This window comes from Sphingobium xenophagum NBRC 107872 (genome assembly GCF_000367345.1).
In the GTDB taxonomy this organism is placed as follows: domain Bacteria; phylum Pseudomonadota; class Alphaproteobacteria; order Sphingomonadales; family Sphingomonadaceae; genus Sphingobium; species Sphingobium xenophagum.
On sequence record NZ_BARE01000033.1, the window covers coordinates 48965 to 63719 of the forward strand.

14 protein-coding genes and 1 tRNA gene are annotated in these 14755 nt (G+C 64.5%); 6 read left to right on the forward strand and 9 right to left on the reverse strand.

Annotated features, from left to right (window positions below; genetic code table 11):
* Nucleotides 1-80: 80 nt before the first annotated feature.
* From SX1_RS15120 to SX1_RS15140, 5 genes are all read right to left on the reverse strand, one after another.
* Nucleotides 81-893 (reverse strand): inositol monophosphatase family protein, encoded by an 813-nt coding sequence (locus tag SX1_RS15120; RefSeq protein ID WP_017184607.1) that lies wholly within the window; start codon nt 891-893, stop codon nt 81-83.
* A 98-nt stretch (nt 894-991) separates the two neighbouring features.
* Nucleotides 992-1555: an elongation factor P gene (gene efp / locus SX1_RS15125; protein ID WP_017184608.1), complete on the reverse strand. Its 564-nt coding sequence runs from the start codon at nt 1553-1555 to the stop codon at nt 992-994.
* Nucleotides 1556-1658: 103 nt separating this feature from the next.
* On the reverse strand, nt 1659-2231 hold the full coding sequence (locus SX1_RS15130; protein WP_026149802.1) for a M23 family metallopeptidase: 573 nt from the start codon (nt 2229-2231) through the stop codon (nt 1659-1661).
* A 2-nt stretch (nt 2232-2233) separates the two neighbouring features.
* Complete coding sequence (locus SX1_RS15135; protein ID WP_019053673.1) at nt 2234-3334, reverse strand: L,D-transpeptidase family protein; 1101 nt, start codon at nt 3332-3334, stop codon at nt 2234-2236.
* A 50-nt stretch (nt 3335-3384) separates the two neighbouring features.
* Nucleotides 3385-5502 carry a malate synthase G gene (locus SX1_RS15140; RefSeq protein WP_019053674.1) on the reverse strand — a complete coding sequence of 706 codons (2118 nt, stop codon included), beginning with the start codon at nt 5500-5502 and terminating at the stop codon, nt 3385-3387.
* 91 nt (nt 5503-5593) lie between these two features.
* On the opposite strand from SX1_RS15140, the gene SX1_RS15145 reads away from it, so the two are divergent.
* The 6 genes from SX1_RS15145 (at nt 5594) to SX1_RS15170 (ending at nt 12788) form a co-directional block, all read left to right on the forward strand.
* Complete coding sequence (locus tag SX1_RS15145) at nt 5594-6517, forward strand: LysR family transcriptional regulator (protein ID WP_019053675.1); 924 nt, start codon at nt 5594-5596, stop codon at nt 6515-6517.
* 9 nt (nt 6518-6526) lie between these two features.
* Nucleotides 6527-8794, forward strand: coding sequence for an NADP-dependent malic enzyme (locus SX1_RS15150; RefSeq protein WP_017184613.1), 2268 nt, complete (start codon nt 6527-6529; stop codon nt 8792-8794).
* 54 nt (nt 8795-8848) lie between these two features.
* Nucleotides 8849-9532, forward strand: coding sequence for a L,D-transpeptidase family protein (locus SX1_RS15155; protein WP_019053676.1), 684 nt, complete (start codon nt 8849-8851; stop codon nt 9530-9532).
* A 167-nt stretch (nt 9533-9699) separates the two neighbouring features.
* Complete coding sequence (locus SX1_RS15160; RefSeq protein WP_370670739.1) at nt 9700-10896, forward strand: MFS transporter; 1197 nt, start codon at nt 9700-9702, stop codon at nt 10894-10896.
* A gap of 40 nt (nt 10897-10936) precedes the next feature.
* Nucleotides 10937-12076 carry an aspartyl/asparaginyl beta-hydroxylase domain-containing protein gene (locus tag SX1_RS15165; RefSeq protein ID WP_026149805.1) on the forward strand — a complete coding sequence of 380 codons (1140 nt, stop codon included), beginning with the start codon at nt 10937-10939 and terminating at the stop codon, nt 12074-12076.
* Between the two features lie 91 nt (nt 12077-12167).
* Nucleotides 12168-12788 carry a YitT family protein gene (locus SX1_RS15170; protein WP_019053679.1) on the forward strand — a complete coding sequence of 207 codons (621 nt, stop codon included), beginning with the start codon at nt 12168-12170 and terminating at the stop codon, nt 12786-12788.
* Here SX1_RS15170 and SX1_RS15175 read toward each other — a convergent pair.
* The 4 genes from SX1_RS15175 to SX1_RS15190 form a co-directional block, all read right to left on the reverse strand.
* Entirely contained in the window at nt 12782-13312 is a 531-nt protein-coding gene (locus SX1_RS15175; protein ID WP_019053680.1) for a hypothetical protein, read from the reverse strand. The two genes, SX1_RS15170 and SX1_RS15175, sit on opposite strands and share 7 nt — an antisense overlap.
* Nucleotides 13299-13670, reverse strand: a complete 372-nt coding sequence (hisI, locus tag SX1_RS15180) for a phosphoribosyl-AMP cyclohydrolase (RefSeq protein WP_026002673.1) — start codon at nt 13668-13670, stop codon at nt 13299-13301. Before hisI ends, SX1_RS15175 begins: the two co-directional genes overlap by 14 nt.
* Nucleotides 13671-13760: 90 nt before the next feature.
* A tRNA-His gene (locus tag SX1_RS15185) sits at nt 13761-13837 on the reverse strand.
* A gap of 108 nt (nt 13838-13945) precedes the next feature.
* Nucleotides 13946-14497, reverse strand: coding sequence for a septal ring lytic transglycosylase RlpA family protein (locus tag SX1_RS15190; RefSeq protein WP_019053681.1), 552 nt, complete (start codon nt 14495-14497; stop codon nt 13946-13948).
* Between the last annotated feature and the right edge of the window lie 258 nt (nt 14498-14755).

A 14755-nucleotide genomic window follows, 5' to 3' on the forward strand; every position in this document is an offset into this window, starting at 1 on the left:
ATATGCGAAGCAAGGGGCCTAAGGACTGAGAATGAATCGCAAAAAGGCCAAGTGACTGAACCGCTTGGCCTAGATGCCCTTTAGCGCAGGGCGTTGGCGACCAGCTTGTGCAATTTGCTGTGGATCGCGTCATTGCCCGCAATCACTTCCTTGCGCTCGATCGCCTGATCGCCACCACGGAAGTCGGACACGAAGCCGCCCGCCTCTCGCACCAGCAATATGCCAGCCGCCACGTCCCAGGGCTGCAGGCCGCTTTCCCAAAAGCCGTCATACCGGCCCGACGCCACATGGGCGAGATCCAGCGACGCCGCGCCAAAGCGGCGAATCCCCGCGACCGAAGGCGCGACCGCGCCGAAAATGCGGGTCCATTGCGCAAAGTCGCCATGCCCCATGAACGGTATGCCGGTCGCGATCAGGCATTCGCCCATGTCGCGCCGCGCCGACACGCGCAACCGCTGGTCATGCCGCCACGCGCCGCGGCTCTTTTCCGCCCAATAGCTTTCATCGGAAACCGGCTGATAGACCAGACCCGTCGTAATGTCGCGCTTGCCGCCATAAAGCGGCTCCTCGACCGCAATCGAGATGGCGAAATGCGGAATGCCGTGCAGGAAATTGGTGGTGCCATCGAGCGGATCGATGATCCAGCGCGGCTTGGTCGGATCGCCCTCGATCACCCCGCCTTCCTCCAGCAAGAAACCCCAGTCGGGCCGTGCCTTCTGCAACTCTTCGACCAGCGTCTTTTCGCACTGCTTGTCCGCCTTGGACACGAAATCGGCAGGCCCCTTGCGCGACACCTGAAGATGCTCAACCTCGCCAAAGTCGCGGCGCAGCTTGGAGCCGGCCTTGCGCGCGGCGCGTTCCATGACGGTGAGAAGGCCTGAATGGCTGACCATTTTTATGTCTTTCTCCCCTCCCGCTGGCGGAAGGGGTCGGGGGGAGGGCATGTGATGGAGAGGGCGCGACCCACCCTCCCCTTGGCTTCAAGCGCGAGTCAGTCCGCGCGCTTCACATATTCGCGGGCATAGACATCGACCACGATGCGCGTGCCGCTGACGATGTGCGGCGGGACCATGACGCGCACGCCATTGTCCAGAATTGCGGGCTTGTAGCTGGCAGAGGCGGTCTGCCCCTTCACCACGGCGTCAGCTTCCACCACGGTCGCCTCGATCGTGTCGGGCAACTGCACCGAAATCGGCCGCTCCTCATACATTTCCAGCGTCACTTCCATGCCGTCCTGCAGGAAGTCAGCGGCATCGCCCAGCAATTCCTGCGGCAGGTTGATCTGCTCATAGCTTTCCTGATCCATGAAAACGAGCATGTCGCCTTCAGCGTAGAGATACTGGAAATCCTTGGTGTCGAGCCGGATGCGCTCGACGCTTTCGGCGGAGCGGAAACGGACGTTATTCTTGCGACCGTCGATCAGATTTTTCAGTTCGACCTGCATATAGGCGCCGCCCTTGCCGGGCTGGGTGTGCTGAATCTTGACAGCGCGCCACAGGCCGCCTTCATATTCGATATTGTTGCCGGGACGAATGTCCACGCCGCTGATCTTCATGGGAAGAGCCTGCCTATATGTCTGTGGTGAAAAGAGCCGCGCCTTCATCAAAAAAGGCTGGCCGGGCCAATACAGACAGACGGGCCTCAGGGCAAGAGGGGCGTCATCGGGCGCGGGTCAACAGCGGATAGGGATTGACCGGACGCCCGCCATGCCACGGCTCGTCCGGCGTCATTATGTGGACCGCGAAGTGGAGATGCGGCCCCGCCGGATTGGCATTGCCGCTGCTCCCCACACGCGCGATCCACTGCCCCCGGCGCACCGTCTGTCCTTCGCGCACGCCGGGCGCATAGCTGTCCAGATGGGCGTAATAATAGAGGGTGCGCCGGTCGGGCGAGCGCAGATAGAGCGTCCGTCCGCCCGCCTCGCTCCAGAATATCTTTTCGATCCTTCCATCCGCCACCGCAATGACCGGGCTGCCGCGTGGTGCCATGATGTCGATCGCGTCATGTCGCCGCGCTCCACTCTGCCGCGCCTGCGTGAACGTATCGGTCAATGCGGCAGGCGAGACGCCCGCGACCGGCACGATCAACGCTCCGCCACGATCCGCAGCCTCTTGGACAGGCGCCGGATCGCCAGCGGGCGCATCGGCAGGGACGATGCGTACGCAAAAATGCGCAAAGGCAACGCAGGCCAGCAGCACGACTGCCACCCAGCCCCACCGTCGCGCCCGCAGTTTCACGGCTGGAACACCGCCTTCATGCCGCTCTGCACCATCTGCGCCAGCCGCGCTGCATCCCAATTGGTCAAACGGATGCAGCCATGGCTTTGGGTCCGGCCGATATTCTGCGGCTCCGGCGTGCCATGAATGCCATAATGATCCTTGGACAGGTCGATCCAGACCACACCGACCGGACCATTGGGACCGGGCTTCAGCACCGCCTTCTCATCCTTGGCCGACGCATCCCAGAACAGGTCCGGATTATAATGGAAATCGGGATTGCGGCTGACGCCCTTCACCGTCCAGTCGCCGATCGGCAAGGGATCATGCTGTGACCCGGTGGTCGCCGGAAATTGCGCGATCAGTCGGTTTTCGGCGTCATAGACCTTAAGCAGCCCTTCGGACTTGTCGACCACGATATGATCGGCCTTGGGCTGGTCCTTCGCGACCGCCAGGCTGGCCAGCGTCTCGCCCCAGCCGCGCGCATCGCCCTCGATCGTGGCGACGGGCTGGTTGGCGATCGCCGGCACCCGGATGTTGGCCCCCGCCCCTACCCGCGTACCCGGCTGGTTCAGCGCCACCAGCGCCTCCGGCGTTGTGTGAAACCGCTCCGCCAGCTTCTCCAGCAGATTGCGATAGGACAAGGCAGGCAGCTTCGCCTGTTCGTTCAGCCCCTTGGGAATTTCGGCAAACGGCCCGCGCGCAAAACCCTCCGGCACCTGCACGATCCATGTGGCGGGTGGCGGCGCATCGCCCAGCAGGGCTTTCGCCGTCGCCTCATCATATTTGCCATTGGGGGTCAGCCCGCGCGCCTGCTGAAAGCCGGCGAGCGCCTTGGTGAAGGACATGCCCTCCTTGCCATCCAGTACGCCGGGCGAAAAACCCGCCCGATCGAGCGCGACCTGCGCCTGAAGGATCGAATCCACGCGCGGCGGCACACCAGCCGGTTCAGGCTGCAGGACAAAGGCGTAGGGATCGATCGCGGCCTGCGCTACGCTACGTTCTTCCCCCTGCGGCGCGGGGGCGCTGTCATTCGCCTCTGTCACCGACAGGTTGCACGCCGAACAGCACAGGGCCACCACAAGCAGAGACTGTTTCAAGATGATCCTCTCCCACATAATGAGGAGAGAACGCCCAAACCTGTCAAAAGGCTGCTTGTGGCAATGGCTTATGCCGGTTCGAGCGCCGCCTGCGCCTTGGCCCGCGCCCGCCAGGCATGAAGCAGCGGCTCGGTATAGCCGTTGGGCTGTTCGACGCCTTCAAACACCAGCGCCCGCGCAGCCTGAAAGGCCAGGCTCTCCGCTTCCCGACCGCTCATCGGCTGATACAGCGGATCGCCTGCATTTTGCGCATCGACCTTCGCCGCCATTCGCGCGAGCGCCGCATCGACCTGCTCCGCCGTGCAGACGCCATGCAGCAGCCAGTTGGCCATATGCTGCGATGAAATACGCAGCGTCGCCCGATCCTCCATCAGGCCGATGTCGTGAATGTCAGGAACCTTTGAACAACCGACCCCCTGATCGATCCAGCGGACGACATAGCCCAACATGCCCTGCGCATTATTGTCCAGTTCCTCGGCAATTTGTTCCTCGGACCAGTTGCGCCCGTTAGCGACCGGAATGGCCAGCAGCCGGTCGAGCGAGGCAATGCCCTCTGCCTTGCGCTCCTCCTGCCGGGCAAAAACGTCGATCCGGTGATAATGGGTCGCATGCAGGGTCGCGGCGGTGGGCGAAGGCACCCAGGCAGTGTTTGCCCCGGTTTTGGGATGCCCGGCCTTCTGCTCCAGCATGTCAGCCATGCGATCGGGCGCGGCCCACATCCCCTTGCCGATCTGCGCCCGGCCCGACAGCCCGCAGGCAAGGCCGATCTGGACGTTGCGATCCTCATAGGCCGCAATCCAGTCGCTGCTCTTCATCTCGCCCTTGCGGATCATCGGCCCGGCCTGCATCGACGTGTGCATCTCGTCCCCGGTGCGGTCGAGGAAGCCGGTGTTGATGAAAACGATCCGGTCGCGAACGGCATGGATACAGGCGGCCAGATTGGCCGAGGTGCGCCGTTCCTCATCCATGACGCCGACTTTCAGCGTATGGCGTGCCATGCCCAGCATATCCTCGATCGCGTCGAACAGGCGGTTGGTGAAGGCCGCTTCCTCCGGCCCGTGCATCTTGGGCTTGACGATATAGACGCTACCCGCCCGGCTGTTGCCGCCGTCCCGCTGCAAGTCATGCAGCGCGATCAGGCTGGTGACGATGCCGTCCAATATGCCTTCGGGTGCTTCCTTGCCATTGGGCAGCAGGATGGCGGGCGTGGTCATGAGGTGACCGACATTGCGGACGAACAACAGGCTGCGGCCCGGCAGGGTGAAGCTGCTGCCATCGGGCGCGCTATAGGCGCGGTCGGGATTGAGCGCGCGGGTCATCATCGCGCCGCCCTTTTCGAACGTCTCGGTCAGGTCGCCCTTCATCAGGCCCAGCCAGTTGGCATAGGCCGCAACCTTGTCCTCCGCATCGACCGCCGCGACCGAATCCTCCAGATCGCAGATCGCGGTCAGCGCCGATTCAAGGATGACGTCGGATATGCCAGCGGGATCGGTCGCGCCGATCGGATGGTCGCGATCGAAAACAACCTCGATATGCAGGCCGTTATGGCGGAACAGACGGCCCTTCGCGCTCTGCCCCAGATATTGCGCCGGATGGGCAAGGATGATCTCGTCACTGGTCAGATCCGCCCAGCCCCCATTGGCCAGCGGTACCGCATCGTCCAGAAACGCCTTGGCCCAGGCGATGACCTGCGCCCCGCGCGCAGCGTCATAGCCTTTGCCTGCAGCCGATCCGGGGATCGCGTCGGTGCCATAGAGCGCATCGTAAAGGCTGCCCCAGCGCGCATTGGCCGCGTTCAGCAAGAAACGCGCATTGAGGATGGGAACGACCAGCTGCGGCCCGGCGAGCCGTGCGACCTCATCATCGACATTCTCGCTGCCGATGGTGAAGGGTGCAGGCTCTGCGACCAGATAGCCGATTTCGCGCAGGAACGCCTGATAGGCGGCGGCGTCATGCGGCTGCCCGGCGCGCTGTTCGTGCCAGCTATCGATCTGGGCCTGCATCGTGTCGCGCTTGCGCAGCAAAGCAACATTATCGGGCGCAAACCGAGCAAAAATATCCGCTGTTCCGGCCCAGAAGGCTTCAGGCTCGATCCCGGTGCCGGGCAGCGCCTGGTCTTCGATAAAGGCGGCGAGCGAAGCTGCGACCTGAAGGCCAGCCCTGTCGATCATGCGTTCGGTCATCATTCCACTCCTTGGTTGGCGCATCCATAGACCTTTTCGATTATGTCGTATATTCACTATTATACGAACACAGTATTTCCCATGGTGAATTAATATGATGGACCCGGACCATGAACTGTTCACGACCATCGTGGACGAAGGCGGCCTGGCCGCAGCGGGCCGCCGCTTGCATATATCACCCGCCATGATGTCCAAGCGCCTCGCCCGGCTGGAGGAGCGGCTTGGCGCGCGGCTGATCCATCGCACCACCCGACGTCTGGCGCTCACCCCGGCGGGGGAGCGGCTCCATACCGACCTGCGCGCCATATTGGCGGCGCTCGACGAGGCTGAACGGCGCGTGTCGGGCGTCTCGGCCGTTGCTGTCGGACCGCTCCGCATCACCGCGCCCACATCCTTTGGCCGCCTTCATCTCGCGCCCTGGCTTCCCCGCTTTCTCGACGATCACCCCCGTGTCGACCTGACCCTCAACCTATCCGACGATTTCGCCGACCTGATCGAGGCGCGCGCGGACCTCGCCATCCGTATCACTGCCGATCCCGGCCCAACCCTTGCCGCCCGGCGGCTTGCCACCAATCGCCGCATCCTGTGCGCTGCGCCCGCTTATCTCGACCGGTTTGACACGCCCCGGCGGATAGCGGACCTAAAGGCTCATCGCCTGCTCGCCGCTGACGGGCAGATGCCCTGGCGGCTGGTCGGGCCGAAAGGTCCGGTGACGATAGAGGGCCGCAGCCACGTCCGTACCAATAGCAGCGAAGTCGTCCGCGAAATCGCGCTCGCTGGCGGCGGCATCGCACTGCGATCCTTGTGGGACATTAGCGACGCTTTGGCGCGCGGCGATGTACGGCAGATTTTGCCCGACTTTGAAGGTTCTTTGGATGTTGGCCTGTTCGCGGTGCAATTGCCGCAGCAAAATCCGCCGCTCGCAATCACCAGCTTCGTCGATTTTCTGACCAATCTCTATGCGCCAACCCCACCTTGGGAGCGCACGGCCATTGCTCCTGACGCGCAGCCGCTCTAAGGGCATTTCATGGACGACAACACACGCCGCGCCGCCCTTGACTATCACCGCTTTCCCCGACCGGGGAAACTCCGCATCGAACCGACCAAGCGAATGGTCAACCAGCGCGATCTGGCGCTGGCTTATTCTCCCGGCGTTGCCGCGCCCTGCATGGAAATCGCGGACGATCCCGACAAGGCGCTCGATTATACCGCGCGGGGCAATCTTGTCGCGGTCATCAGCAACGGCACGGCTGTCCTTGGCCTCGGCGCAATTGGTGCGCTGGCATCGAAGCCGGTGATGGAGGGCAAGGCGGTCCTCTTCAAGAAATTCGCCGACATCGACGTATTCGACATCGAAATCGATACGACTGACGCCGACAAGTTCGTCGAAGCCGTCGCGCTGATGGAGCCGACCTTCGGCGGCATCAATCTGGAAGATATCAAGGCACCAGAATGTTTCGCGATCGAGGCGCGGCTGAAGGAACGGATGAACATTCCGGTCTTTCACGATGACCAGCATGGCACCGCCATCGTCGTCGCCGCCGCCGTGCGCAACGCGCTCGTCTTGCAGGGCAAGACGCTGGCCGATGCCAGGCTGGTGACGTCCGGCGCGGGTGCCGCTGCGCTTGCCTGCGTCGACTTGCTCGTGTCGATGGGCCTGCCGGTCGATAACGTCACCATGACCGACAAGGACGGCGTCATCCATGCAGGGCGCGAAGGGATGCTCCCCAACATGGCGCGCTACGCCCGCGTCACCAACGCCCGCTCCCTGCCCGACGTGCTGCCCGGCGCCAACCTGTTCCTGGGTCTTTCCGCCCCCGGCGTGCTGAAGCCTGAATGGTTGCCGCTGATGGCCCCCAATCCGCTGATCTTCGCGCTCGCCAACCCGGAACCGGAAATCCGGCCCGAAGCCGCGCGCGAAGTGCGCCCCGACGCCATTATCGCCACGGGCCGGTCGGATTATCCCAATCAGGTCAACAATGTCCTGTGCTTCCCCTATATCTTCCGGGGTGCGCTGGACGTCGGCGCGACCCAGATCAACGAAGCGATGAAGGCCGCCGCTGCCGAAGCCATTGCCGGCCTTGCGCGCCTGCCCGCGCATGACAGCGTCGCGCAAGCCTATGGCGGCCGGAAGCTGGCATTCGGCCCGGACTATATCATCCCCACCCCCTTCGATCCGCGTCTGATCGCGGAGATCGCGCCCGCCGTGGCAAAGGCTGCGATGGACAGCGGCGTCGCCCGCCGCCCGATCGATCTGGAAGACTATAAGCGCAACCTGTCGCGCCAGAACACCCGCTCCGGCCAGTTGATGATGCCGGTGTTCGAGGCCGCCCGTGGCGGCGGCCGCCGGATCGCTTATGGCGAAGGAGAGGATGAGCGCGTGCTGCGCGCCATTCAGGACGCGCTGGACGAAGCGATTGTGCGCCCGGTCATCGTCGCGCGTCGCCGCATCCTGAACCAGAAGCTGCCAGATCTTGGCCTGCGCTTTCAGCTGGACCGCGATGTCGAAGTGATCGACCCGGAAACCGACCATCTGGTCATGGGCGAACTGGTCGAAGCCTATCGCGCCATCGCGTCCCGGCGCGGCGTGCCGGCCGCCGAAGTCGTCCGCCATGTCTATCGCCGTCCGACCGTTACTGCCGCCATGCTGCTGCGTACCGGTCGTGTCGATGCTGCGCTGGTCGGCGGCAACAGCGAATATTGGGGCCAGGTCGAACATGTGCTGCGCATCATCGACCGGGAGCCGGGACAGAGCCGCGTCTATGCGCTGTCTGGCCTGATCCTGGACGCAGGCGCGCTGTTCATCACCGACACCCACATGGTGCCCGATCCGACACCGCAGCAGGTGGCCGAAATGACGTTGCTGGCGGCGGCGGAATTGCTCAATTTCGGCCTGACCCCGCGCGCGGCACTACTGTCCCACTCCAATTTCGGTGCTTCGCACAGCAACAGCGCGCGCAAGATGCGGTCGGCGCTCAAACTGGTCCGCGAAGCCGCGCCCGAACTGATGGTCGATGGTGAAATGCACGCCGACGCGGCGCTCAGCCAGTCTTTGCGCGAACGCCTCATTCCCGACTCGCGCTTTGAAGGTCCGGCCAATCTGCTGGTGATGCCCAATCTTGACGCGGCCAACATCACGCTGACGGCGCTCTCCGCCTCCTCCAGCTCGCCCACGGTCGGGCCGATGCTGATGGGCCTCAAACAACCAATCCACGTCCTTACGCCGGGCGTCACTTCGCGCGGCATACTCAATCTCACCGCCATCGCGGCAGCCGAAGTCGCGCGCGAAGGCTGAGCTTAACCTTTTTGGCGCTATAGTGTCGCCGACGGGATTCAAGCGAGGATTGACATGGCTGGATTGCTCAAGGCGCTGGCAAAAAGCGCCGGACCCAAGCTGGCGATCGGCGCGGGACTGGCGGGCGTCGGCCTGCTCGTGACCAACTGGATCGACCGGCCCGCTGCCGAGGAAGCTGCGCCTGCGGCCACGACTGCCGCCGCGCCTGCTCCGGTACCGGCCAAACCCGTCGAGCGCAGCAGCGATCAGGGCATGGCGGTGGATCCCGACGCGCTGCGCGTCAAGCGCGTGCTCAAGATTGACGGGCCGTTCCGCCATGGCGATTATGTCTGGGACGAACATGGCGCGCCCGCCGCTGGCCGGGTCATCATCACTGTCGACCTGCGCGCGCAAACCCTGTCCGTATTCCGCGCCGGTTACGAAATTGGCGCGGCCGTCATTCTCTATGGCGCAACCGACAAGCCCAGCCCCCTGGGCGCATTCCCGATCATGGCCAAACATGCCGACTATTATTCGCGCACCTATGACAATGCCCCCATGCCCTTCGCACAGCGCCTGACCAATGACGGCGTGTTCATCCATGGCAGCGACGTCCAATGGGGCCGCGGCACCCATGGCTGCATCGGGGTACCCAAGGAATTTGCCCAAAAGCTGTTCGGCGTCACCAAATTGGGCGATCTGGTCGTCATCACAAACGGCAAGATGCTGGATGTGAGCAAGGCGCAGGTTGGCGGATAAGCCCACATAATACCGCACGGCCAGATGCATTCGGCCACCCCCACGCCGGGTTGCACGTCATGACCACGCACTTGCAATAAACTCACGCGGCACCGCCCTTGACCAGCGCTGTCACTGCGCCCATCTGCCACGCTTATCCTTTATTGCAATGCAGCATGGAGCTGACCATGGGCACTTCCCGCCCGACCGCGCATCCCGCGCTCGTCCTTTTTGCGCTGTCGGTCGGCGCCTTCGCCATCGGCACGACCGAGTTCGCGAGCATGAGCCTGCTCCCCTTCTTCGCCCATGACCTGGGCATAGACGCGCCGACCGCAGGCCATGCGATCAGCGCCTATGCACTGGGGGTGGTTGCCGGCGCGCCTGTCATCGCTGCTTTTGGCGCGCGCCTGCCGCGCCGAACCTTGCTGATCGGCCTGATGGCGATGTTCGCCATCGGCAACGGCCTCTCCGCCCTCTCGCCCAGCTATGGCTGGATGCTCGTGTTCCGTTTTCTGAGCGGCGTGCCGCATGGTGCCTATTTCGGCGTCGCCGCACTGGTCGCCGCCAGTCTGGTGCCGATCGAAAGGCGCACGCAGGCGATTGCGCGGGTCATGTCGGGCCTGACTGTCGCAACCGTTGTCGGTGTACCCGTCGCCAACTGGATGGGGCAGGCGATGGGCTGGCGCTCCGGCTTTATCGTCGTGACTGCGCTCGCCATTGCGACAATGACGCTGGTGGCGCTCTACGCCCCGCGCGACGCGGGCGATCCAAAGGCCAGCCCGGCGCGCGAACTGGGCGCCCTCACCCGGCCCCAGGTCTGGCTCACTCTGTTGACCGGCGCGATTGGCTTTGGCGGGCTGTTCGCCGTCTATACCTATGTGGCGTCCACCATGATGGAGATCACCCATGTCTCCCCATCCTGGGTGCCGGTGGTGCTCGCCATTTTTGGCGTCGGCCTGACGATCGGCAATCTCGTCGCGGCATGGTGTGCGGACCGCTCGCTCAAGCGCACCGTCATCGGCGTCACCCTGTGGAGCGCGGCCGCTCTGGCCCTTTTCCCCTTCATGGCCGGCAATATCTGGACGCTCTGCCTCAGCATCTTCCTGATCGGCGCGGGCGGCGGCCTTGGCACACCATTGCAGGCGCGGTTGATGGACGTATCGGGCGATGCGCAGACCTTGGCGGCCGCGCTGCACCACAGCGCCTTCAACATCGCCAATGCGCTTGGCCCATGGCTTGGCGGCCTTTCGATCGCGGCAGGCTACGGCCTCACATCGACGGGCTGGATCGGTGCGGCGCTGGCGCTGGGCGGACTAGGCATCTTCCTGCTGTCGATCATGCTGGAGCGGCGCACCGATCGGCTGGTGGCCGTCCCCTGCGAATAAGCCGCTTTCGCGCCGCTCCGCCACCGTTTAAGGCGGGACCATGACCGACCGGGCAAGAGAGAGCGCGCTGCAAGAAGCAGCCATCGCAGCATTGCGACGCGGGGATGCCGCAGTTGCCCGCGCAGCCTTGCACGACATGGCCGCCCCGCCACCCATGCTGCTGGCGCAGGCATGCAACCGCACCGGCGACTGGGACGGCGAAGCCGCCGCGCTCCGGCGCATATTGCGCGAACAGCCCCGCGATCTCCCCGCCCTGCTGGCCATGGGACAGAATGCCCTGCGACGCGGCGATGATCGGGAGGCAACGCGCTGGTGCCGTGCCGCCGTGGCACAAGCCGCCGCGACTGGCGCACCGCCCCAACTCCAGCCGATGCTGCTTCAGGCGCAGGCAATCCTGAACAATGCCAGCGCCCGGTTCGAGGACCATCTGAGCGCCGCCATCAGCGACCTGCCTGCCTTGCCCCGCATCACGCTGGCGACCGATCTGCTGCTGGGCAAGAGCCAGCTTTACCTCCAGCAACCCAGCATGTTCTATTTCCCCGGCCTGCCCCAGCGCGCCTTTTACGAGCGGGAAGAGTTTGACTGGGTCGCCGCATTAGAGGCGATGACAGATGATATAGTGGCGGAGTTGAACGCCGTCCGCGCAGGCACCGCCGATTTTGCGCCCTATGTAGAAACCCCGTCGCACGGTCCCGCCCCCAACAACCCGCTGCGCGACGATCCCAGTTGGGGCGCCTATTATTTCTGGCAAAGCGGCAAGCCCGTGGAGGACCACGCCGCCCGCTGCCCGGCCGTCATGGCTGCGCTGGATCTGGCGCCACGGCCGATCATCGCTGGCCGCTCGCCCATGGCGCTCTGGTCGCTGCTCAAGCCCGGCACGCATATCCAGCCGCACCACGGCCTGCTCAATACCCGCCTGATTTGCCACTTGCCGCTGCTCGCCCCCAGCGACTGCGCGCTGCGCGTCGGCGCGGAGACCCGCGCCTGGCGGACGGGCGAAATGCTGATCTTCGACGACAGCGTCGAGCATGAGGCATGGAACCGCAGCGCTGAAACCCGCGTCGTCCTGCTATTCGAAGTCTGGCGCCCGGAAATCCTGCCCGAAGAACGCGAAGCGCTTGCCCGGCTTTTCGAGGCCATCGACCAGTTCGGACCGCCAGAGATCGACACGGGCGGCTAAGACCAAGGCTTTGCAGCACGGGCTCGCGCGGTTATCATGAATCCGTAAGGGGGAGAGGATGGCCTGGGGCATAACCCCTGACGGACATGCCATGCCCCCTGCTTCTGCGTCGCTTGCACCCCGCCCCCATAATCTGGCCGAAGACGGCTATGCCATCGTCATCGGTTGCGCATTCATCGCGATAGGACTGATGCTGCTCAAGGCCGCCAATCTGGTCACCGGCGGCATGGCGGGGATCGCGCTGCTCCTTTCCTATCTCGTCCACTATCCGCCAGCGACGCTGTTTCTCTTCATAAACATCCCCTTCTTTCTCTTCGCCGGACGAGCGATGGGCATCGCCTTCGGCATCAAGACGCTGTTTGCCAATCTGGCGATCATGGCGATGGGACTGATGATGCCGTCGGCGCTGCATCTGGCGCAGGTCAGCCCGCTTTTCGCCGCGCTGTTCGGCGGCTCGATCATCGGCTTTGGCATCCTTGCCGTCGCCCGCCATGGCGCAGGCGTGGGCGGCCTGGGCGTTATCGCCCTGCTGCTGCAAAGGCGCCGGGGCTGGAATGCCGGGCGGACGCAGATGCTGGGCGACGCGCTGATCCTGTTGGCCTCGCTCCCCTTGCTCAGCGTGGACCGCTTCGCCCTCTCGATCCTGTCAGCCGCGGCCATCAATGCGGTACTGATCGTCAACCATCGCCCCGGACGCTATATCGGCTATTGAGCCTCGCATAGCGCATCGCCGCCGCGATCGCGCGCGCGCAGCGCGCTGGCCGCATCATTGGCGATCCGCGGAAAGCTCACGCCCTCCAGCGTGCCGCGCCCCTCGCACAGGTCAGCGCAGGCCATGTCGACCACGCCCGGCAGCGCGACCTGATCGCCATCATATTGCGCCACGATGATGCAGCGGTCGCCTCCGGCAAAACTCAGGATCAGCTTGTCGCCCGTCCGGCGTGCGTTCCCCCGTCCCCGGCAGCTTTGGTCCTCGCCGAAATTGGCCTCCAGCCCGAACCGCAGCGCGCCGCCCTTGCCGGGAATGACGCACAACGCATCGCGCCCCGCCTCATGGTTGCGCTGAAACAATCCTACGGGGGAAATCGCCGCCGCATCCGCGATTGCACCGCTGGCGATCGCCGCCTGCTCCAGCCCCGACGCGGCAACACCGCCCGTCACCGGCCCCGCGTCGCTTGCCGGTTCACGCTGGCATGCCGCCAGCAACAACAACAGGATCAGGCTAGTCCGCCGCATCAACCGCCATAAGCCCATCCGCCCCGACGCGGCGGAAGAAACAGGATCGCGCGCCGGTATGGCAAGTCGGCCCGGCTGGCACCGCCTTCACCCACACCGCGTCCTGATCGCAATCGATCCGGATGTCGCGCACCGCCAGCATATGCCCGGACGTCTCGCCCTTCTTCCACAGCGACTGCCGGCTGCGCGACCAGAAATGGGCAAGACCTGTCTCGACCGTCAGCGCCAACGCCTGCGCATTCATGTGCGCCACCATCAGCACGTCGCCGCTCGCCACATCAGTGACCACGGCGGTGATCAGGCCATGATCGTCAAATTTGGGATTGAGGGTCAGCCCCTTGTCGCGCGCATCGGTCATGCCGGGGCTATAGAGCGCAATCGCGATGCTGCGAAGCCCCTTCCCGCCTGCACGGCAATTATGCCGGAACCGGGCCAGGAGAAGAAAGAATGGGGCGATCGACGGGATCCGAACCCGCGACCTCCGGTACCACAAACCGGCGCTCTAACCAACTGAGCTACGATCGCCACAGCACTCACCATGGGGCGCTTTGCCCCGCGAGAAGTGGGCACATATGCGGCGGATAACCGGGCGTCAAGCAGGCAATTGCTCCCGCGCCATCTTTCGCGCGAGGGTTACAGGCCCGCAGCCTTCATCTGCGCGCGCAGCTTGACCAGAATTCGTTCGGGCACGCGCGGACGCTCCTCCGCCGTCTTGCCCTTGCGCAGCCGTTCGCGCTGTTTTTCCGGCGGATTGACCACTCGCACCCGCACCGCGACATGCCCCTGCGCGCGCATGCCCAGTTGCTCGGCCGCGCCGCGCGACAGGTCGATCACGCGCCCCTTGCCCGCAAACGGCCCGCGATCATTGACCCGCACGACGATGGTGCGCCCGCTGTCCAGAGCCGTTACCTCGACATAACTGGGCAGCGGCAGGCTGGTATGCGCCGCCGTCACCCAGTCGGGCCGGAAACGCTCGCCATTGGCCGTACGATTGCCAGATTCCGATCCGTACCAGCTGGCATAGCCCAGCATGTCATAGCCCGGATCGGCAGCCGGGACATAAGTGACGCCCCGCACGGTGTAGGGCGGGCCGATCCTGACGGGCACGTCGCGCACCGGGCGATAATCGCCCCCCGCGCACGCCGACAGGGCCAGTGCCAGCGCCAGCGCGCCGAACGCACCCATCCTACCCGTCATGCCGCCCCCTTAACCGACATTGTCCCATGAACGGAAAAAGGGGCAAAGACTGGATCAGCCTTCACCCCTTTGCCCAGACATACATGCGCGCCTGGGACAATTCCCTCTGGCAACGCTACTCTCCTAAACGCTTTCCGGCCGCGACACCGGCTTGGGTCAGACGTCGAGCGCTCGCCCAATGGCAAGCGCCCTGATCGTCAGTTGACCGAATCCTTGAGACCCTTGCCAGCCTTGAACTTGGGGGCT

Coding starts and splice junctions, on each gene's coding strand:
- SX1_RS15155 (WP_019053676.1), top strand. CDS start 8,849: ATGGCTGGATTGCTCAAGGCGCTGGCAAAAAGCGCCGGACCCAAGCTG.
- SX1_RS15150 (WP_017184613.1), top strand. CDS start 6,527: ATGGACGACAACACACGCCGCGCCGCCCTTGACTATCACCGCTTTCCC.
- SX1_RS15165 (WP_026149805.1), top strand. CDS start 10,937: ATGACCGACCGGGCAAGAGAGAGCGCGCTGCAAGAAGCAGCCATCGCA.
- SX1_RS15145 (WP_019053675.1), top strand. CDS start 5,594: ATGATGGACCCGGACCATGAACTGTTCACGACCATCGTGGACGAAGGC.
- SX1_RS15120 (WP_017184607.1), bottom strand. CDS start 893: ATGGTCAGCCATTCAGGCCTTCTCACCGTCATGGAACGCGCCGCGCGC.
- SX1_RS15175 (WP_019053680.1), bottom strand. CDS start 13,312: ATGCGGCGGACTAGCCTGATCCTGTTGTTGTTGCTGGCGGCATGCCAG.
- SX1_RS15170 (WP_019053679.1), top strand. CDS start 12,168: ATGCCCCCTGCTTCTGCGTCGCTTGCACCCCGCCCCCATAATCTGGCC.
- hisI (WP_026002673.1), bottom strand. CDS start 13,670: ATGACCGATGCGCGCGACAAGGGGCTGACCCTCAATCCCAAATTTGAC.
- SX1_RS15160 (WP_370670739.1), top strand. CDS start 9,700: ATGGGCACTTCCCGCCCGACCGCGCATCCCGCGCTCGTCCTTTTTGCG.
- SX1_RS15135 (WP_019053673.1), bottom strand. CDS start 3,334: ATGTGGGAGAGGATCATCTTGAAACAGTCTCTGCTTGTGGTGGCCCTG.
- SX1_RS15190 (WP_019053681.1), bottom strand. CDS start 14,497: ATGGGTGCGTTCGGCGCGCTGGCGCTGGCACTGGCCCTGTCGGCGTGC.
- SX1_RS15140 (WP_019053674.1), bottom strand. CDS start 5,502: ATGATGACCGAACGCATGATCGACAGGGCTGGCCTTCAGGTCGCAGCT.
- efp (WP_017184608.1), bottom strand. CDS start 1,555: ATGAAGATCAGCGGCGTGGACATTCGTCCCGGCAACAATATCGAATAT.